Annotated in this window: 15 protein-coding genes and 1 tRNA gene; 5 read left to right on the forward strand and 11 right to left on the reverse strand. The window is 75.6% G+C overall.

What is annotated here, in order from left to right:
- Positions 1-6 precede the first annotated feature (6 nt).
- Positions 7-2079: a hypothetical protein gene (locus FHU37_RS09550; RefSeq protein WP_179813791.1), complete on the reverse strand. Its 2073-nt coding sequence runs from the start codon at positions 2077-2079 to the stop codon at positions 7-9.
- Between the two features lie 240 nt (positions 2080-2319).
- Complete coding sequence (locus FHU37_RS09555) at positions 2320-2685, reverse strand: aggregation-promoting factor C-terminal-like domain-containing protein (RefSeq protein WP_179816142.1); 366 nt, start codon at positions 2683-2685, stop codon at positions 2320-2322.
- A gap of 899 nt (positions 2686-3584) precedes the next feature.
- Between FHU37_RS09555 and FHU37_RS28935 the strand changes: the two genes are divergently transcribed.
- Together FHU37_RS28935 and FHU37_RS09565 are read left to right on the forward strand one after the other, a co-directional pair.
- Positions 3585-5129, forward strand: a complete 1545-nt coding sequence (locus FHU37_RS28935) for a PucR family transcriptional regulator (protein ID WP_179813792.1) — start codon at positions 3585-3587, stop codon at positions 5127-5129.
- Positions 5130-5241: 112 nt separating this feature from the next.
- Entirely contained in the window at positions 5242-6648 is a 1407-nt protein-coding gene (locus FHU37_RS09565; protein ID WP_179813793.1) for an aldehyde dehydrogenase family protein, read from the forward strand.
- A 151-nt stretch (positions 6649-6799) separates the two neighbouring features.
- On the opposite strand, the gene FHU37_RS09570 is transcribed toward FHU37_RS09565, so the two are convergent.
- From FHU37_RS09570 to FHU37_RS09580, 3 genes are all read right to left on the reverse strand, one after another.
- Complete coding sequence (locus FHU37_RS09570; RefSeq protein WP_179813794.1) at positions 6800-7816, reverse strand: RNA polymerase sigma-70 factor; 1017 nt, start codon at positions 7814-7816, stop codon at positions 6800-6802.
- Positions 7813-8460: a carboxymuconolactone decarboxylase family protein gene (locus FHU37_RS09575; protein ID WP_179813795.1), complete on the reverse strand. Its 648-nt coding sequence runs from the start codon at positions 8458-8460 to the stop codon at positions 7813-7815. The genes FHU37_RS09570 and FHU37_RS09575 overlap by 4 nt, the downstream gene beginning before the upstream one ends.
- 165 nt (positions 8461-8625) lie before the next feature.
- Positions 8626-9228 (reverse strand): bile acid:sodium symporter family protein, encoded by a 603-nt coding sequence (locus FHU37_RS09580; protein WP_179813796.1) that lies wholly within the window; start codon positions 9226-9228, stop codon positions 8626-8628.
- Between the two features lie 134 nt (positions 9229-9362).
- Here FHU37_RS09580 and FHU37_RS09585 point away from each other — a divergent pair, with 134 nt between their 5' ends.
- From FHU37_RS09585 to FHU37_RS09595, 3 genes are all read left to right on the forward strand, one after another.
- Positions 9363-10343 (forward strand): aldose 1-epimerase family protein, encoded by a 981-nt coding sequence (locus tag FHU37_RS09585; protein ID WP_179813797.1) that lies wholly within the window; start codon positions 9363-9365, stop codon positions 10341-10343.
- A 437-nt stretch (positions 10344-10780) separates the two neighbouring features.
- A complete protein-coding gene (locus tag FHU37_RS09590) occupies positions 10781-11773 on the forward strand; it encodes a sulfite exporter TauE/SafE family protein (protein WP_179813798.1) in 993 nt (330 codons plus the stop codon).
- A gap of 168 nt (positions 11774-11941) precedes the next feature.
- Positions 11942-12014 (forward strand) — tRNA-Asn (locus tag FHU37_RS09595).
- Between the two features lie 131 nt (positions 12015-12145).
- On the opposite strand, the gene FHU37_RS09600 is transcribed toward FHU37_RS09595, so the two are convergent.
- The 6 genes from FHU37_RS09600 to carB form a co-directional block, all read right to left on the reverse strand.
- The gene (locus FHU37_RS09600) at positions 12146-12379 is read right to left on the reverse strand and encodes a LuxR C-terminal-related transcriptional regulator (protein ID WP_312892520.1); all 234 of its coding nucleotides are present in this window, start codon (positions 12377-12379) and stop codon (positions 12146-12148) included.
- A gap of 388 nt (positions 12380-12767) precedes the next feature.
- Positions 12768-13190: a YjbQ family protein gene (locus FHU37_RS09605; protein ID WP_179813800.1), complete on the reverse strand. Its 423-nt coding sequence runs from the start codon at positions 13188-13190 to the stop codon at positions 12768-12770.
- Between the two features lie 78 nt (positions 13191-13268).
- Entirely contained in the window at positions 13269-14153 is an 885-nt protein-coding gene (pyrF, locus tag FHU37_RS09610) for an orotidine-5'-phosphate decarboxylase (protein WP_179813801.1), read from the reverse strand.
- A gap of 109 nt (positions 14154-14262) precedes the next feature.
- Positions 14263-15270, reverse strand: coding sequence for a dihydroorotate dehydrogenase (locus FHU37_RS09615; protein WP_179813802.1), 1008 nt, complete (start codon positions 15268-15270; stop codon positions 14263-14265).
- Positions 15271-15272: 2 nt separating this feature from the next.
- Positions 15273-16124, reverse strand: coding sequence for a dihydroorotate dehydrogenase electron transfer subunit (locus tag FHU37_RS09620; RefSeq protein ID WP_179813803.1), 852 nt, complete (start codon positions 16122-16124; stop codon positions 15273-15275).
- 6 nt (positions 16125-16130) lie between these two features.
- Entirely contained in the window at positions 16131-19502 is a 3372-nt protein-coding gene (carB, locus tag FHU37_RS09625; protein ID WP_179813804.1) for a carbamoyl-phosphate synthase large subunit, read from the reverse strand.
- Position 19503 lies beyond the last annotated feature (1 nt).

Raw genomic sequence — 19503 nt, forward strand, 5'->3', positions numbered from 1 at the left:
GCGGGGTCAGCTCCCGGACGGCGCGGCGGGGGGCGGGCCGGTCGGCGCGCTGACCGGCGCGCCGACCGGTGGGCGGCGCGGCGCCCCCGGGGCCGCCTCCAGGTCGGTCGGCCGGGTGCGGGCGTTCCATCCGGGCACGGCCGTGGCGTCGGCGTGGGCCGCGCCGGCGGCGGGCAGCACGGCGACCGGCCGGCCGCCCGGCGGCCGCAGCACGATCCGGGTGTCGCCGGGCAGGCCGTCGTCCAGGCGCAGTTCGGGGGCGTCGGAGCCGGCGGCCGGGGTGAAGGTGCAGTCGATGAACTCCACGTTCTCCGGCGCGCCGTCGGCCAGCGGGAAGGACGCCCCGGCGTCCCGGTAGCCGCCGAAGGCGCAGCGCACGAAGCGCACCGGGGCGCCGGGGAGCTGGTGGTGCCGGGTGACCACGGCGTGCGCGGCCAGGCCCGCCCCGTCCACGTGCAGGTCGGCGAAGGTGGCCCCGCGCTCGGCCCCGAGCGCGTGCAGCAGCACGCCGCCGCCGGCGTTGCCGTGCAGCAGCGCGCCCGTGTAGACGAAGTCGTTGAGGTAGGCGCCGTGGTTGATGCCGGGGCCGCCGTTGTGGAAGGCCACGAAGTGGCTGATGGTGTCGGGCCGGCTGCGGTTCTGCCAGACGAACAGCCCGCCGCCGGCGTTGTTGTGGGCCAGGCAGCCGTCGACCCGCCACTCGCCGTTGCCGCCCTCGGGCCAGGAGAACCCGGCGCTGCCCTCGCTGCCCTGCACGCCGACCGCGACGCACCCGGTGGCCCGGCTGCCCACCCCGGCGCCCAGGGAGAAGCCGGCCAGGCGGTATCCGCGGAACGGCGGGTCGACCCGGACCAGGGAGGCCACGCAGCCCTCCCAGCGCACCTCGTCCGAGGGCTCCTGCGGGGTGCGGGTGTCCGGGGCGTCGTCCCACCAGTAGGGGTCCTCCCAGGTGTCGTGGCTGACGCAGCCGCGGAAGGTGATGCCGTGGCTGGCGTGCGGCACGAAGGCGTGGTGGCCGGTGTCGGTGACCACCACGCCCTCCACGAGCGTCCCCCGGGAGGCGTCGCCCAGCATGTGGAAGTGCAGCGCGTAGCGCCCGGTGAGCCCGGCGGTGACCGGCCGGACGCCCTCCGGGGAGCGCCAGGTCTCGGCGGTGTCCCGGCGCGGCCCCATCCAGCGCAGCCGGGTGTGCCGGATCTCCTGCCGGGCGCTGCTGGTGATGTGCACGTGCGCCCGGCCGGTCGCGGTGCCCTCCACCCGGACGTTGCGGGTGAGGTTGAGCACCTCGGCGCCCACCGGGGCGCCTCCCGCCGGGGCGACGGCCGGGTGGTCGTGCTCCAGGGCGCGGTCCAGGGTGAGCGTCCGGCCGGACAGGGCGGTGAGCGTGCGCAGCTCGTGGCCGTCGGTGGCGCCGTCGGCGCCCGGCGGGGCGGTGGGGGTGACCACGATCTCGTCGCCCGGCCGCCACCCGGCGGGGTCGGCGGCCAGGTGGAGCGTGGTGTCGCCGGCGCGCGCGGGACCGTCCGCGCGGATCCAGGCGGTGCGGTCGGCGCCGTGCCAGCGCAGCACCCCGGCGCCGACCACCCACACGCCGGTGTCGGTGTCGGTCGGCTCCATCACGGTGCCGCGGAAGGCGGCCTCGTCGGCGCCGGTCAGCCGCAGGGTGTGGACCAGGTCGGGGCGGTCCGGGGCGAGGGTGAGCGTGCCGGCGACGACGACGTTGCCGGCGCTGGCCAGGGTGAGGGTGCGGTCGCCGGCGTACTCCAGCGACCCGGTGGCCTCGATGGTCAGCGAGGCGACCTCGGCGTCGGTGTCCAGCAGGACCGGTCCGGTCAGCACGACGTGGCTGTCCGGCCCGGGCGGCGGGCCGTCCCAGCCGTCGGGGTCGGACCAGGTGGTGGACGGCCCTCGCGGGGTGACCGTGCGGGCGGCGGCGGCCGGGCGGTCGTCGCCGGAGCGGGCCCGGTGGACGGTGACGGCCGCCCCGCCGAGCGCGGCCGCGGCGCCGGCCGCGAGGCCGTACCGGACCACGGACCGCCGACCGGGCCGCCCGGGCGCGGGCGGTGCGCTCTCCTGCATCGTGCCCCCTCCGCCGACCTGGCCCCCGCCCCCGGCCGGGGGACGGACGGGGGCCGGGAGCGCGCCTGTGGTGGTCATCGAACCACCCGGCGCGGCGGGATGGGGCGCATCCCGGCGAAGGTGACCCGGATGGGGAGGGTGGGGTGCGTGGGACGCCGAAACCCCCGGTCACCGATGCCGGTGGCCGGGGGTCCGGGTGCGCCGCGCCGCCGTCCGGGGCCGCTGGGCGCGGGTGTCGGCTCAGTACCAGCCGTTGAGCTGCCAGAACTGCCAGGCCGCGACCGGGCTGCCGTACCGCTCGTTCATGTAGTCCAGGCCCCAGCGCAGCTGGGTCTCCGGGTTGGTGCGCCAGTCGTCGCCGTGGGTGGCCATCTTGGAGCCGGGCAGCGCCTGCATCAGGCCGTAGGCGCCGCTGCTGGGGTTGGTCGCGGTGACGTTCCAGCTGCTCTCGTGCTCGACGATGTTGCAGAACGCCTCGTACTGCACCGGGTCCGGGACCAGCTGGCGGGCGATCTCCCGGGGGTCGGTGGCCGTAACGACGACCTGGTCCGCCTCGGCGGCGGTGGAGGAGTCGCCAACCGGGGTCGTGCTCATCGGCGCCGACATGCCCACGGAGACGCCGGACTCGGCGGCGGCCCGCTCCAGCTGCGCCAGGTGGTTGAGGTGCTGCACATGCCGCACGTGCTCCAGGTGCCTGATGTGCTCCAGGTGGCGCACGTGCTTCTCGTGGGCGCTCAGCGTGGCCGCGTCCGCGGTCATCGCACCGCCGGTGGCGCCGACGAAGACGGCGCCGAGGGCGGCACCGAGCACGATGGCGGCCTTGCCGCGTGTGGACAGGGCGGTGGTACGGCGGGAAGACATGAAGGGAAGTACCTCGGGTGGTCGAGTGCGGGTGGGCCGGATGCGCCAGCCTGGGTCGGTCGACGGGCGTGCGCCCGGCACCGCTCGCCACGGGGCCCCTCGCCGGTGAGGGAACGTGCGAACGCGCCGCGGCGGAATTCCGGAGAACTCCTCCCGGTGATCCGCGAACCCGGTCCGGCGACTTGCCGGCCGAATCCGCGGCCACTCGGAAATCGAACTCGCGATTTCACCGCGGCGCCGTGCGGCGGAAACCTTTGTAGACCCTCCGGGAAAGGGCCGTAAACCCCATCAGAAACTATCCGCGGTCGTAATTGCCGGCCGCCGGGGCGGTGCCCCGCACACCGTGCCGACTCACCCGTCGAGGCACCCGCCCGCCCCGCCGGCACCCCCGTGATCGGCGCCGTCGTTCCGGACCTCCCCGGCCTGGGCACCGCCGGGACCCCCACCCCGGGCGCCGCCGCGGCCCCCGCCGGCCCCCCGCGCCCGCCGCCGCGGCGGCCCGGCCCCAACCAATTCCTATTCCCCATAGTCGACGGTGGCCGAAGCGTGACGGCCCTCACTGGCGGGGCCGGCGGTAATGTGTCGCCAGTCACGTTTCGATTCCGGCGCGAGGTGACGCCGGTCACGAATTCCAGGGAGGCACCGTGGCGCCCACACTCCGCCGCGTCGTCGGCACCCCCGAGCTGGACCTGCGGGTGCGCTGCGGCGCGGACGCCCTGGAGCGCCCGGTGCACTGGGTGGCGGTGAGCGAGCTGCCCGATCCCACCCCCTTCCTGGAGGGCGGCGAGCTGCTGCTCACCACCGGGTTGTGGCACACCGGCTCCGCCGAGGCGGCCACCGCCTGGATCCGGCGGGTCGCCGACCGGGGCGTGGCCGGACTCGGCTTCGGCGTCGGCGTCGGGGTCGGTCACGACGAGGTGCCGCCGGAGGTGCTCACCGCCGCCGAGCGGGCCGGGCTGCCGCTGCTGGAGGTCCCCCGCCCCACCCCCTTCATGGCCATCAGCCGCGCCGTGGCGGACCTGCTCGCGGCCGACCGCTACGAGGAGCTGAACCGCTCGATCGCCATGCAGCAGGAGCTGACCCGGGCCGCGCTGCGCGGCCCGGAGGCGGTCGTCACCCTGCTGGCCCGGCAGCTCGACGGCTGGGCGGCGCTGCTGGACACCGACCGGCGACCGCGCCACGCCGCTCCCCCCGACGCCGCGGCCGGAGGCGTCGCCGCGCTCTCCGCGGCACTGGACCGGATCGCCGCGCCCCCACCCGCCGACGGCCCGCCCTCCCCCGCCCGCCGGCCGTCGGCCGCCTCCGTGGTGGACGCCTCCGGGCACGCCGTCGCCCACGCCCTGGGCGGTGACCAGCCGGTCGGCTACCTGCTGGCCGGCACCGCCGGCCCGCTCGACGCCCGGCGGCGCACCGCCCTGGCCGCCGCCGTCTCCCTGCTCTCCCTGGAGCTGGAACGCCCCGAGGTGCGGCGCGTCACCGAACGCCGGCTGCGCACCGCCCTGCTCCGCGCGCTGCTCACCGCCCGGGAGCCGGCCGTGTGGGCGGCCGTGGACGACGCCGTCGGAGGGCTCCCCGACCCGGTGCGGGTCGCCCAGGCCGCCCTGCCCGCCGGTGCTCCGCCACGGGCCGGCGCCGTCGGCGAGGCGCTGCGCGCCGCCGAACGGGACGCCGCGCTGCGCACCGCGCTGCTGGCCACCGAGGGCGGCACGCTCTGGGCGCTGCTGCCGGACGCCCCCGCGGCGATCGCCGCCTTCGGGCGCGCCACCCGCCCGCTGGTCTGCGGGGTGAGCGAGCCGGTGACTCCCGCCGACCTGCCGGCGGCGGTCCGCCAGGCGGAGCGCAGCCGCGCCGAGGCGGAGCGCCGCGGCACGGCCCTGGCCCGCCACGAGGAGCTGGCCCCCGGCTTCCTCGGCCTGGTCGACGCGCCCTCCGCCGACGAGTTCGCCCGCTCCCGGCTGGGGGCGCTGCTGGCCGGCCGGCAGCCGGCGGAACTCCTCGCGACGCTGCGCGCCTACCTGGCCCGCGGCGGGCGCTGGGACGCCGCAGCCCGGGACCTCGGGGTGCACCGGCACACCGTCCGGCACCGCGTCGAGCGCGTCGCCGAACTGCTGCGCACCGACCTGGACGACCCGGACGTCCGCGCGGAGCTGTGGATCGCCCTGCGGATACACGACGGCCGGCCGGCCTGACCCCCGGGTCCACCCGGGCCCCCGACGCCCTGGACACTCCGGCGCGCCGGCCGGCGCCGCCGCTCCGCGCCGTACAGGCCCCGGCGGGCCGCCCGGGCGCTACCGTGCCGGCATGTCCGCACTCCCGCTGAACGCCGATTCCACCGAGATCACCGTCACCCACCCCTGGGACGGCCGCGTCGTCGGCACCGCCCCCATCCCCTCCCCCGACGAGGTGGCCAAGGCCGTGGGCGCCGCCTGGGAGGCCCGCTCCACCGTCGCCGCGCTCCCCGCCCACGTGCGGGCCGAGGCCCTCGGCCACGTCTCCCGGCGGCTCGCCGAGCGCTCCGAGGAGATCGCCCGGCTGATCACCGGGGAGAACGGCAAGCCGCTGATGTGGTCGCGCGCCGAGGTGGCCCGCGCCGTGTCGGTCTTCCGGCTCGCCGCCGAGGAGGCGCGCCGCTTCGACGGCCGGCTGCAGCGGCTGGACACCGACCCGGCCGGCGAGGGCCGGATCGCGCTGGTGCGCCGCGCCCCGCGCGGCCCGGTGCTGGCCATCACGCCGTTCAACTTCCCGCTCAACCTGGTCGCCCACAAGGTCGCCCCGGCGATCGCGGTGGGCGCCCCGGTGATCGTCAAGCCCGCGCCGGCCACGCCGCTGACCGCGCTGCTGCTCGGCGAGATCCTGGCCGAGACGGACCTGCCCACCGGCTCCGTCGCGGTGCTGCCGCTGCCCAACGAGCGCGCCGAGGCGCTGGTGGACGACCCCCGGCTGCCCGTGGTGTCCTTCACCGGCGGCCCCGTGGGCTGGGCGATCCGGGAACGGGTGCCGCGCAAGCACGTCACCCTGGAACTCGGCGGCAACGCCGCCGTGGTGGTGCTGCGGGACGCCGACCTGGAGCGGGCCGCCGAGCGGGTGGCGCTGTTCTCCAACTACCAGGCCGGGCAGAGCTGCATCGGCGTGCAGCGGGTGTACGTCGAGGACGCCGTCTACGACGCCTTCGCCCCGCGCGTGGTGGAGGCGGTCGGCCGCCTGGTCACCGGTGACCCGTGGCAGGACGCCACGCAGGTCGGCCCGCTGGTGGACGAGGCGGCGGCCCGCCGGGTGTCCGAGTGGGTGGACGAGGCGGTCGCCGCCGGCGCCACCCTGCTGGCCGGCGGCCGCCGCGACGGCGCCAGCTACCAGCCCACCGTGCTCGCCGACGTTCCGGACGACGCCCGGGTGGTCACCGAGGAGGTCTTCGGGCCGGTGCTGGTGCTGCGCCGGGTGGCGGACGTGGACGAGGCGTTCGCCCGGGTCAACGCCGGCCGCTTCGGGCTCCAGGCCGGGGTGTTCACCCGCGACCTCCAGGTCGCCTTCCGGGCGCAGCGGGAGCTGGAGGTCGGCGGCGTGGTGATCGGCGACGTGCCGTCCTACCGCGCCGACCAGATGCCCTACGGCGGCGTGAAGGAGTCCGGCACCGGGCGCGAGGGGGTGCGCTCGGCGATGGAGGACCTCACCGAGGAGCGGGTGATGGTGCTCACCGGGGTTGCCCTGTAGCCGCCGCGGGCCGGCCCCGCGCGGCGCGGACGACGGCGGGGCCCCGGTGTATCACCGCACCGGGACCCCGTCGCGCATGGGCTGCTCTCACCGTCGCGATCGTTATCTGTCCGCGACCGTCGCTCCGGAAACGCCGCGCCGGAGGCGATATTCAGCCATGCTGGATCCGGCCACGCCGGCCGTCCCCGGCGTCCCCGGCCTCCCCGCCCTCCCTGGATTCCCCGTCCCACCGGGCCAGCTTGTCGGGGTTGCGCACCAGGAACACCTGCCGCACCCGCCCGTCGCCGTCGATGTCGAGGGTGAGCGTCGCGTCCAGCAGCCCGTCCCTGCGGAAGACCACCCCCGGCGCCCCGTTGATCGTGGCCGCCTCCCGGGTGCGTCCCGGGTCGTCGGCGTACATGGCCCAGACGGAGACCAGGAAGCTGGCCGCCTTCCGGGCGCCGAGCACCGGCCGCCGGGCCGCCCGCACCTTGCCGCCGCCGTCCGTGATCAGCCGCACGTCCTCGGCCAGCATGGCCTTCAGGCCCTCGACGTCCCCCTCGTAGCAGGCCTCGACGAACTTCCCGGTGATCCGGGCCAGCTGCTCGGCGTCCACCCCGGCGCGGTCGCCCGGCCCGCCGGCCCCGCCCAGGCCCACCTCCGGGCGCCGGGCCTGCACGTGGGAGCGCGCCCGGTGGGCGAGCTGGCGCACCGAGGCCTCGCTGCGCTCCAGCGCGGCGGCGATCTCGGCGTGGGGGTAGCCGAACACCTCGCGCAGCACGAAGACGGCCCGTTCCGCCGGCGTGAGGGTCTCCAGGACGAGCAGCATCGCCATGGAGATCGACTCGGCGCTGGTGCCCCGGGCCTCCGGATCGGCGGCCGGGTCCGTCGAGGGCAGGGTGTCCAGCAGCGGCTCCGGCAGCCACGGGCCGACGTAGCTCTCCCGGCGCGCCCGCGCGCCGCGCAGGCGGTTCAGGGCCAGCCGGGTGGTCACCCGCACCAGGTAGGCCCGCCGGTCCCGGACGTCGTCGCGGTCCTCGGCGGACCAGCGCAGCCAGGCGTCCTGCACGGTGTCCTCGGCGTCCTCCACGCTGCCGAGCATCCGGTAGGCGACCGAGAACAGCAGGCCGCGGTGGTCGTCGAAGTCGGCGGCCAGGGCCTCCTCGGCGCTCCGTCCGGGCGGCGTCACCGGGCGTCCCCCACCCGGTCGGCGGCGCCCCGCCCGGCGAGCGCGCGCACCAGCGGCACCTCGCAGGTGTCCGAGAAGCCCTGCCCGACCAGGCCGAGGGCGGAGTTGAACCGGGCCCGCAGGTTCTCCACGGCGACCTGCATGGTGAGCTCGACCAGGCGCTCCTCGCCGAGCCGGGCGCGCAGCCAGTCCACCTGGTCGTCGGTGACCGCGCAGGTCGCGCCGGACATCGCCCGGGCGTAGCGGACCACCGCGCGCTCCAGCTCGCTCAGCGGGCAGTGCCCGGCGTCGTGCGCGGCCACCTCCTCCGGCCGGGCGGAGCCGGGGTCCGGGCAGACCACGACGTGCCGCAGCTTGTCCGGATCCACCCGGTGCCGGCGCTCGCCCTCCCACTGGCCGAAGTCGACGCACCAGGAGCAGCCGATCCGCTCCGCCGTGGCGAGCACGGCGAGGTCGGCCAGGGTGTGGTCCAGGGCGCGGAAGCGGGTCACCCCCAGCTCGGCGCGGATGTACCAGCGGGCCACCCGCCGGTTGTGCAGCATGGCGCGGACCGGATCCAGCGCCCGGCCGTACAGCCGGCGCTGGGCGAACTCGGTGAGGCGGACGAAGGCGGTGCGGCGGTGTTCGAGGGCGATGCGGGCCATGGCGAGGACCTCCTGTTCGGGACCGGCGGCTGCCGTCCTCCCTTCAGACACCCGGGGCGGCGCGGATTGTGACAGCCCCCGGGCCCCGCGGGGCGGAGCCGCTGCGCGGGCCGTGGCCGGGCCGGGGCGCGGCCGGGATCGGGGCGTGGCCGGGCCGGCGGAGGGTCAGCGGCGCGGCCGGCGGGAGCCGCCGGAGCGCCGGGGGCGGGCCCGGCGGGCGTCGGGGCGCGCGTCGGGCCGGCGGGAGCGGGCGGCCCGGGCTCGGGCCCGCCGGTCCAGGGCGGCCTGGTACTCGGCGCGGCGCACCGCCTCACCGGGCGCCTCCACCAGACTGCGGACGAAGTAGGCCGCCAGCACCCCGAGGAAGCCGATGGTCAGCACCGGTCCCATCGCCCGGTCGTCCGCCATGCGGACACTCAGGGCGCCGCGACCGCGGGCGAGCAGCGTCCAGGTGCGGGCCGCGGCGATGACCGAGCAGACGCCGATCGCCACCAGCAGCAGCACCTCCACCGGCGCGCCCACGCCGGCGAGCGCCACGCCGTCCACGGCGAGGCCCAGCAGTCCGGCCCCGGCCAGCAGCACGGCGAGCGCGCCGACCGGGACGGCGACGCGCCGCAGCCGGTAGGCCGTGCCGCGCTCGACCCAGGTGGTGCCGAAGAAGCGCACCTCGTCCGGGTGGGGCGTGCCGGGTGCGGCGGGCGTGGCCGGGTCGTTCGGCGCCGCCGGTTCGCCGGCGTCGCCGTGGTCGGGGCGGTGGGTGTCGGACACGGCCCCAGTATCCCCCGGGGGCCGGCCGGTGAGCGGAGCGGCCCACTCCACCCGACCGGCGCAAGGTCACGGTGCAGTTACGCTGATGTCCAGTCGAATTCGCGTCCCGCCCGGATGGAAGAGGTACTCCTGTCGTGTCCACCGTCTCCCCTCTCCAGCGGACGGAACCGTCGCCCACGGCCGTGGACGGCGTCCCACCCACCGGACGCCAACTGGTCGTCCGCTCCGGGGGCCTGCGGGCCGTGGTGACCGAGGTGGGCGCCGGGCTGCGGGCCTTCACCGCGGACGGGCTCGCCTACGTCGACGGCTTCCCCGAGGACGACTGGCCGCACGCCGGAGGCCACGGCCAGCTCCTGGCGCCGTTCCCAAACCGGGTGGACGGCGGGCGCTACACCTTCGACGGGCGCGAGCACCAGCTCCCGGTCAACGAGGCGGCCACCGGGAACGCGATCCACGGGCTGACCCGCTGGCTGACCTGGGAGGTGAGCGAGCACACCGAGTCACGGGTGGAGCTGCGCCTGCGGCTGCACCGCCAGCCCGGTTACCCCTTCGACCTGCTGATCCACCAGGCGTACGCGGTCGACGGCGAGGCGCGTGAGCTGACGATGACGCACACGGTGCGCAACGTCGGCGCGGAGCGGGCGCCGTACGCGGTGGGCAGCCACACCTATCTCACGGTCGGCAGCCCCACCATCGACCACGACGTGCTGCGGTTGCCGGCCGCCAGCCGGTTCGCCGACCACCCCCGGCACATCCCGCAGGGCGACCCGGTGCCGGTGGACGGCACCCCGTTCGACTTCCGGAGCCCGCGGCGCATCGGCGACCTGCGCATGGACGTCGGCTTCACCGACCTGCTCTTCGACCCGGACGGCCGCACCCGGGTGCGGCTGGCGACCGCGGACGGCCGGCGCGCGGTCACCATGTGGGCGGACCGCGCGCACCGCTACCTCCAGGTGTTCACCGGGGATCCGCTGCCGGAGGGCATGCGGCGCACCGGGATCGCGGTGGAGCCGTGCACCGCGGCCACCGACGCCTTCAACAACCGGCGGGGCCTGCGCGAGCTGGAGCCGGGTGAGGAGTTCGTCGCGCGCTGGGGCATCACCGTCGAACATTGATCCGGGCACGACAACGAACGGCCGGGTAACCGCGCGCCGCGCCGCGCAGACGCCCGATGGGGGCACCCCGCGTCTCACCAGACGTCTCGCATGACGAGACTGACCTCGTGCGGCGGGGTGCCCTGCCGTACTCTCCTGTCCCATGAATCGTGGAGTCCTCCTCGTGCAACGCCTGCACGTGGACCTGTTGCGCGTCGTGTCAGCCTCCTGTTGACGCCGACTCAGGCACCCGCTCAGCCGAGTCGGTCCCGCCCCGTGGCAACCTCCTGCCGCGCGGCGACGCGCAGGCCATCGCCACGGTTCCACGACGATCCAGCCGCCACGCCCCGCGGCTCCCGCCGTGCGACGGCGCCTGCCCACGCCACGTTCCGCGCTCCGCACCGCCGCGCGTCACCGCACGGCGGGGGCGGGGCATGCGCACACTTCCGGGAGTCCCCGTGCAGCGCTTCATCATCTTCGCCCTGGTGGGCCTGGGTGCCCAACTAGTGGACGGCACCCTGGGCATGGCCTACGGGGTGACGTCCACCACCCTGCTGCTGATCGCCGGTTCCGCGCCGGCCACCGCCTCCGCCGCGGTCCACCTGGCCGAGATCGGCACCACGCTGGCCTCCGGTGCCTCGCACTGGCGGTTCGGCAACGTGGAGTGGCGCCTGGTGCTGCCGCTGGCCATTCCCGGCGCGATCGGCGCCTTCGCCGGCGCCACGGTGCTCTCCAACCTGTCCACCGAGGCGGCCGTTCCGTGGACGTCCACCATCCTGGTGGTGCTCGGCGCCTACCTGCTCATCCGCTTCACCTTCCGGCCGCCGAAGGCCGCCACCGGCCCCAGCCGCAGGGTCGGCAAGCGCTTCCTGGCCCCGCTCGGCGTGGTCGCCGGCTTCGTGGACTCCACCGGCGGTGGCGGCTGGGGCCCGATCGCCACACCGACCCTGCTGGGCACCGGCCGGATCCCCCCGCGCAAGGTGATCGGCTCGGTGGGCACCGCCGAGTTCCTGGTGGCCGTGTCGGCCAGCGTGGGCTTCCTGCTCGCCCTCGGCGACGAGAACATCCCGTTCGTGGTGGTCGCCGGCCTGCTCACCGGCGGCGTGATCGCCGCGCCGCTGGCCGCCTGGCTGGTCAGCCGCTTCCCGACCCGGCTGCTCGGCGCGTCGGTCGGCGGCCTGGTGGTGATCACCAACGCCCGGACGCTCTTCCGCTCCTTCGACGTTCCCGCGGACTCCCGGACCATCCCGTACATCCTGCTGTACCTGGTCTGGGCCGCGGCCCTGGCCTGGTCGATCCGCGGCTGGCGGCTGGAGCGCGCCGAGCAGGCCGCACAGGCCGCCGCCGGCGCCCCGGCCGAGGGCGTCGAGGCCCCGGCGGTGCCCGGCCAGCGCGGAGACGCGGAGACCGCGGCGGCGGCCTCCGTCACGGGCGGCGACGGCCGCGGCTGACGCCCCCTCGGCCGAGGGCCCGTGGCGCGCGTTCGGCGCCACGGGCCCTCGGCAGTTCCGGGGACGCCCGGTCGCCCCGCGAACGGGCGGTGGCCGGCCGGCGCCGGCCGGTGGAAGCCCGTGCGGGGCACCCGCCGGGATGGTCTAAAGTAGTGGGCACAGCAGCGATCCCGCGTAGCTCAATTGGCAGAGCGTCCGGCTGTTAACCGGCAGGTTACTGGTTCGAGTCCAGTCGCGGGAGCTTCCCCCACACGTCCGTCTCACTCGCCGTGAGCGCACTTCGGCCCTGTCCGCCAGCGCGGACAGGGCCGAAGTGTCGTACCGGTCGCGCCCCGCGCGCCGGCGTCCCCACCCCGGAACGGGGCGCCTGCCTCAGATCAGGTGACGCCGGGCCGCCCAGGCGACCGCCTGTATCGGCGCCTGCACCCCGAGCCGGTCGCAGACCGCCCGGATCCGGCGGCGCAGCGTCCGGCTGGACGTGCACATCCGCCGGGCCACGGAATCCAACGGCAGCCCGTCCGCCAGCAGCTGGAGCATGCGCTGCTCCTCCGGCGTCAGAAACGAGGTTTCGGCGGGCCGCGCCGTCGTGGATGCCGTCTGCTGCACGGTCCCCTGCATACGAGAGCCTCCTAGCGCACTTCCGGCCGCCCCTACGGGACAGGCTCCCGAGGGTGAGAACGTCGGACATCTGATGTTTCATCTTCCATGAAGACACCGGCCCGCACCAGGGGTCGGCGGTGTTTTCTGAGGAAAGCGCTTTCCATATTAGTTCACACCTCCGTCATGGGGGAGACCTGCCGGCGATTCCATTCGGACACCTTGCCGTAGCAAGGGCTATCGTCTCCGGACGGCCCGCCGGCACCCCGGCAGGGCCCCTTCGACGCCCGTTCGAAGGTCCTCCCGGCGGCACCGGCGGGTCACCGGTGCCACGCGGGCCGGTGGGGCCGCAGGGTCCCGGCCGTCAACCCGTCCCCGGTGGCCGGGAAGTGACGCGCTACCCGAGGAAGGACAGCCGGACCTGCCGGCGCGGGTTGTCCCGGTTGGTGTCCACCAGCACCACCGACTGCCAGGTGCCGAGCTCCAGCGCGCCGCGGACCACCGGCAGCGTCGCGTGCGGCGGCACGAACGCCGGCAGCACGTGGTCACGGCCGTGACCGGGGCTGCCGTGCCGGTGCCGCCACCGGTCGTCCGCGGGCAGCAGGTCCCGCAGCGCGGCCAGCAGGTCGTCGTCGCTGCCGGCCCCGGTCTCGATGATGGCGACGCCGGCGGTGGCGTGTGGGATGAAGACGTTGAGCAGCCCGTCGCGCCCCGGGGCCACCTCACGCAGGAAGGACGCGCAGGCGGCGGTCAGGTCGTGCACGGTCTCACTGGATCCGGTGATGATGTCGATCACGCGCGTGGTGAATGCCTCGGCCATTCCCCCATGATCACGCGCTCGCCACCGGCACGGCGACCCAACATGCCCGCCGGGCCGCGCCGCGCGCGCCACACCGGGTCAGCCGTCGGTCCCCAGGGCCGCGCGCACCTCGTCCACCAGCCGGGCGGCGGCCTCCCGCAGCGGGCCGACGCCCGGGCCGTGCCGGAGCACGTCGCGGCTGACGCTGGGCAGCACCGAGCGCACCGCCGGGCCGAACACCCGCGGCAGGTCGGCGGGCGTGGCGCCCTGGGCGCCGACCCCCGGCGCCAGCAGCGGCCCGTTGATCTCCAGGTCGACGCCCGGGTCGGCCAGCGTGGCGCCGACCACCGCGCCGAAGGAGCCGAGCGGCCGCGCCCCGGCGTTCTCCTCGGCGAGCCGGCGCAGCACGGCGGCGGCCACCGGCAGGCCGTCCGCGCCCACGGCCCGCTGCACCGAGGCGCCTTCCGGGTTGGAGGTGAGGGCGAGGGCGAACAGCCCGCAGCCGGCGGCGCGGGCCGCGTCGACCGCCGGCCGCAGCGAGCCGAATCCCAGGTAGGGGCTGACGGTGACGGCGTCGGAGAACAGCGGGCTGTCCGGGCTGAGGTAGGCGTCGGCGTAGGCAGCCATGGTGGAGCCGATGTCCCCGCGCTTGGCGTCCATCAGCACCAGCGCCCCGGCGGCGCGGGCGTCGGCCACGGCGCGCTCCAGCACCGCGACGCCCCGGCTGCCGAACCGCTCGAAGAAGGCCGACTGCGGCTTGAGGACGGCCACCCGGTCGGCGAGCGCCTCCACCACGGTGCGGGTGAAGCGCTCCAGCCCGGCGACGTCGTCGTCCAGCCCCCAGGCGGTGAGCAGGGAGGCGTGCGGGTCGATGCCGACGCAGAGCCGGCCCCTGGCCTCGACCGAGCGGTGCAGCCGGGCGCCGAAGGGTTCCGGCGCGGGCCTGGGCGCGGGGGCGGCGTCGGCGGTGGGGTGGTGCGGCACGGGTTCTGCTCCAGGGTCGGCCCGTCGTCACGGGCGGGGGCGGCGGGATGGGACGGGCCGGGGGTGGGGTGCGTCCCGCCGGCCCGGGCTCGACCGGGCCGGCGGGGCGTCAGCGGTGGGCGGCGCCGACGGCGTCGGCCAGCCGCCAGAAGCCGCGGGTCGCCAGGGCGTCCCGCAGTTCCTCGAGGATCCGCACCGGGGCGCCGGGGTCGTTGAAGATGACCGTGCCGACCGAGACGGCCGAGGCACCGGCCAGCAGGAACTGCAGGGCGTCCAGGCCGCTGCGGATGCCGCCCATGCCCAGGATCGGCACCTCCGGCATCACGCCGGCCCGCATCGCCGCGTACACCTGGTACACGCAGCGCACGGCGACCGGGCGGATCGCCGGCCCGGACAGGCCTCCGGTGACGCCGGCGAGCGCCGGGCGCAGCCGGGTGGTGTCGATCTCCATCCCCAGCAGGGTGTTGATCATGGACAGGCCGTCGGCGCCGGCCTCCACGCAGGCGCGGGCGATCTCCACGATGGAGGTGACGTCCGGGGAGAGCTTGGCGTAGACCGGCAGCGCCGGGTCGGCGACCTCCCGCACGGCGCGGATGACGTCGTAGGAGGTGGCCGGGTTGCAGGCGAAGACCAGGCCCCGGTCGGCGACGTTGGGGCAGGAGATGTTGACCTCGATGCCCACGACGCCCGGGACGCCGGTGAGCCGGGCGGCGGACTCGGCGAACTCCTCCACCCGCTCCCCCGCGATCGACACGATGGTGCGGGCGCCGCGCTGGGCGAGCCAGGGCAGCTCGTGCGCCACGAAGGCGTCGATGCCGGATCCCTGCAGGCCGATGGAGTTGAGCATGCCCGACGGCGTCTCCGCCATCCGCGGCGTGGCCCGGCCCGACCGCGGGTACGGCATGATCGTCTTGGTGGTGATCGCGCCGATCTCGTCGAGCCCGAAGAACTTGGCGAGGTCGCGGCCGTAGCCGGCGCAGCCGGAGGCCGTGGTGATCGGGTTCGGCAGGCTGGAGCGGCCCAGCGCGGCGGTCATGTCGACCTGGTGGGCGGCGACCGGACCGCCCACCGCCTGGGTGGTGGAGGCCGCGCCGCCGGCGGCGGTGGTCTCGATCATGGTCAGCGCACTCCCATCGCGGCGGCGCCCTCGACGTCGGCGGGGATGGTGCCGACGTCGCTCCAGCGCACCTTCGTTCCGTCGAAGCACGGCCCGTCCACGCAGGAGCGGACGAACCGGCTGACCCCGTCGTTGCCGACGACCGGCAGCACGCAGGTCATGCAGACGCCGACGCCGCAGGCCATGGACTCCTCCACGGCGGTCCAGCTGCGCGCGCCGTGCGCGGTGGCGATCTCGGTGACGGCGCGCAGCATGGCCATCGGGCCGCAGGAGTACACGGCCTGGGCGCCGGTGGCCGCGATGGCCTCGGCGAGCGGGCCGGTGACCAGCCCGCGGGTGCCGGCGGAGCCGTCGTCGGTGGTGACGACGACGTCCGGGGTGAGGGCGAGCGCCTGGTCGACGCCGTAGAGCCGGTCGGCGGTGGCGGCGCCCAGGATGAAGCCGACCCGGCCGCCCTGGTCGAGGATCCGCTCGGCCAGGGCGAACATCGGGGCGCTGCCGTAGCCGCCGGCCACCAGCAGCGCGGTGGCCGGCCCGGACGGCACCGGGAAGGGGGTGCCGAGCGGGGCGACGACGTCGAGCCGGTCGCCGGGCCGCACCCGGGCGAGTTCCCGGGTGCCCTTGCCGTGCTCGGCGAAGACCACCTCGACGGTGCCGGCGGCCTCGTCGGCGCGGTGGATGGAGAAGGCGCGCCGCAGCAGCGTGGCGGAGTCGCGGCCGCCGATGGCGACGGCCACGAAGTGCCCGGGCTCCACCCGCTCGGCGACGCCCGGGGCGCGCAGCACCAGGTGGTGGTACGCGCCCGCGGGCTGGAGCGAGACGACCTCGGCGGCTACCTGGAGGGGGTTGGCCATGCGGTCTCAGGCTCCCTTCGTCGGCGTGGTGGTGGCGCCGGCGGCGGCGACGGCGCGCTCGGCCGCCCGGACGGCGCCGAGGGCGTCCCCGTGCTCCTGGAGGGAGCGCACGGAGACCTTGCCGCGCTGCAGCGCCTCGATGCCCTGCACGGCGGCGGCCAGCGCCTGCACGGTGGTCAGGCAGGGCACGCCGCGGCTGACCGCGGCGGTGCGGATCTCGTAGCCGTCCAGGCGCCCGCCGGTGCCGAAGGGCGTGTTGACGATGAGGTCCACCTCGCCGTCGTGGATCAGCTGGACGATCTCGCGCTCGCCGTCCGGCCCCGGCCCCTCGCTGAGCTTGCGCACGGTGCGGGCGGGGATGCCGTTGCGGCGCAGCACCTCGGCGGTGCCGGAGGTGGCGAGCAGCTCGAAGCCCAGCTCGACCAGGGTGCGGGCGGGGAAGATCATCGCCCGCTTGTCGCGGTTGGCGACCGACACGAAGGCCCGCCCGGAGGTCGGCAGCGCGCCGTAGGCGCCGGCCTGCGACTTGGCGTAGGCGGTGCCGAACACCGCGTCGAAGCCCATGACCTCGCCGGTGGAGCGCATCTCGGGGCCGAGCACGGTGTCCACGCCGCGGCCCTGCGGGTCGCGGAAGCGGCTCCACGGCATCACGGCCTCCTTGACCGCGATCGGCGCGTCCATCGGCAGGGTGCCGCCGTCGCCCGTGGCCGGGAGCATGCCCTCGGCGCGCAGCTGGGCGATGGTGGCGCCCAGCGAGATCCGGGCGGCGGCCTTGGCCAGCGGCACGGCGGTGGCCTTGGAGACGAACGGCACGGTGCGCGAGGCGCGCGGGTTGGCCTCCAGCACGTACAGGATGTCGCCGGCCAGCGCGTACTGGATGTTGATCAGGCCGCGCACGCCGACCCCGCGGGCGATGGCCTCGGTGGAGACGCGCAGCCGCTTGATGTCGTGGCCGCCGAGGGTGATCGGCGGCAGGGCGCAGGCGGAGTCGCCGGAGTGGACGCCGGCCTCCTCGATGTGCTCCATCACGCCGCCGAGGTACAGCTCCTGGCCGTCGTAGAGGGCGTCCACGTCGATCTCGATGGCGTCGTCGAGGAACCGGTCCACCAGCACCGGGTGCTCGGGGCTGATCTCGGTGGCGCGCTCGATGTACGCGGCGAGCATCTGCTCGTCGTAGACGATCTCCATGCCGCGCCCGCCCAGCACGTAGGAGGGGCGGACCAGCACCGGGTAGCCGATCTCGTCCGCGATGGCCTTGGCCTCGGGGAAGGAGAAGGCCGTGCCGTGCTTGGGGGCGGGCAGCCCGGCCTCGTGCAGCAGCCGGCCGAAGGCGCCGCGCTCCTCGGCGAGGTCGATGGCCTCCGGGGAGGTGCCGACGATCGGCACGCCGGCGTCCTTCAGGGCCTGCGCGAGGCCGAGCGGGGTCTGGCCGCCGAGCTGCACGATCACCCCGGCGACCGGGCCGGCCTGCCGCTCGGCGTGCACCACCTCCAGGACGTCCTCCAGGGTGAGCGGCTCGAAGTACAGCCGGTCGGAGGTGTCGTAGTCGGTGGAGACGGTCTCCGGGTTGCAGTTGACCATGACGGTCTCGTAGCCGGCCTCGCGCAGCGCGAAGGAGGCGTGCACGCAGGAGTAGTCGAACTCGACGCCCTGGCCGATCCGGTTGGGCCCGGAGCCGAGGATCAGCACGGCCGGCTTGGTGCGCGGCGCTACCTCGGTCTCCTCGTCGTAGGACGAGTAGTGGTACGGGGTGCGGGCGGCGAACTCGGCGGCGCAGGTGTCCACCGTCTTGTAGACCGGGCGCACCCCGAGGGCGTGCCGCACCTCGCGGACCACGTCCTCGCGCATCGAGCGGAGCTCGGCGATCTGGGCGTCGGACAGGCCGTGCCGCTTGGCGTGCCGCAGCAGCTCGGGGGTGAGCTCGGCGGCGTCGGCGACCTCGCGGGCGATCTCGTCGATCAGCACGAGCTGGTCGGCGAACCACGGGTCGATGCCGGTGGCGGCGTACACCTCGTCGGCGGTGGCGCCGGCCCGGATGGCGTCCATCACCACGTTGATCCGGCCGTCGGTGGGGCGGGCGGCGGCGTGCAGCAGCTCCGCCTTGGACGGCAGCTCGGCCACCGGCTTGGCCCAGGAGAACGCGGCGCCCTTGCGCTCCAGGGAGCGCAGCGCCTTGTTCAGCGCCTCGGGGAAGTTGCGGCCGATCGCCATGGCCTCGCCCACCGACTTCATGGTGGTGGTGAGGGTGGTGTCGGCGGAGGGGAACTTCTCGAAGGCGAACCGCGGCACCTTGACCACGACGTAGTCGAGGGTGGGCTCGAAGGACGCCGGGGTCTCGCCGGTGATGTCGTTGGCGATCTCGTCCAGGGAGTAGCCCACGGCCAGCCGGGCGGCGATCTTGGCGATCGGGAAGCCGGTGGCCTTGGAGGCCAGGGCGGAGGAACGGGAGACCCGCGGGTTCATCTCGATGACGATGACCCGACCGTCCTCCGGGTTGACGGCGAACTGGATGTTGCAGCCGCCGGTGTCCACGCCGACCTCGCGGATGACCTCGATGCCGATGTCGCGGAGCACCTGGTACTCGCGGTCGGTCAGCGTCATGGCCGGCGCGACGGTGATGGAGTCGCCGGTGTGCACGCCCATCGGGTCGAAGTTCTCGATGGAGCAGACGACCACGACGTTGTCGTTGCGGTCGCGCATCAGCTCCAGCTCGTACTCCTTCCAGCCGAGGATGGACTCCTCCAGGAGCACCTCGGTGGTCGGGGAGAGCGCCAGGCCGGTGCCGGCGATGCGGCGCAGCTCGGTCTCGTCGTGGGCGAAGCCGGAGCCGGCGCCGCCCATGGTGAAGGAGGGGCGGACCACGACCGGGTAGCCGCCGAGCTCCTCCACGCCGGCGAGCACCTCGTCCATGGTGTGGCAGATCACGGAGCGGGCGGACTCGCCGTGGCCGACCCGCTCGCGGACCCGCTCCACCACACCCTTGAACAGGTCGCGGTCCTCGCCGAGGCGGATCGCCTCGATGTTGGCGCCGATCAGTTCGACGTCGTACTTCTCCAGGACGCCGGACTCGGCCAGGGCCACCGCGGTGTTCAGCGCGGTCTGCCCGCCGAGGGTGGGCAGCAGGGCGTCGGGACGCTCCTTGGCGATGATCTTCTCGACGAACTCGGGGGTGATCGGCTCGACGTAGGTGGCGTCGGCGAACTCCGGGTCGGTCATGATCGTGGCCGGGTTGGAGTTGACCAGCACGACGCGCAGGCCCTCGGCCTTGAGGACGCGGCAGGCCTGGGTGCCGGAGTAGTCGAACTCGCACGCCTGGCCGATGACGATGGGACCGGAGCCGATGACGAGGACGGACTCGATGTCGGTGCGCTTGGGCACG

The sequence above is a fragment of the Allostreptomyces psammosilenae genome, from assembly GCF_013407765.1.
In the GTDB taxonomy this organism is placed as follows: domain Bacteria; phylum Actinomycetota; class Actinomycetes; order Streptomycetales; family Streptomycetaceae; genus Allostreptomyces; species Allostreptomyces psammosilenae.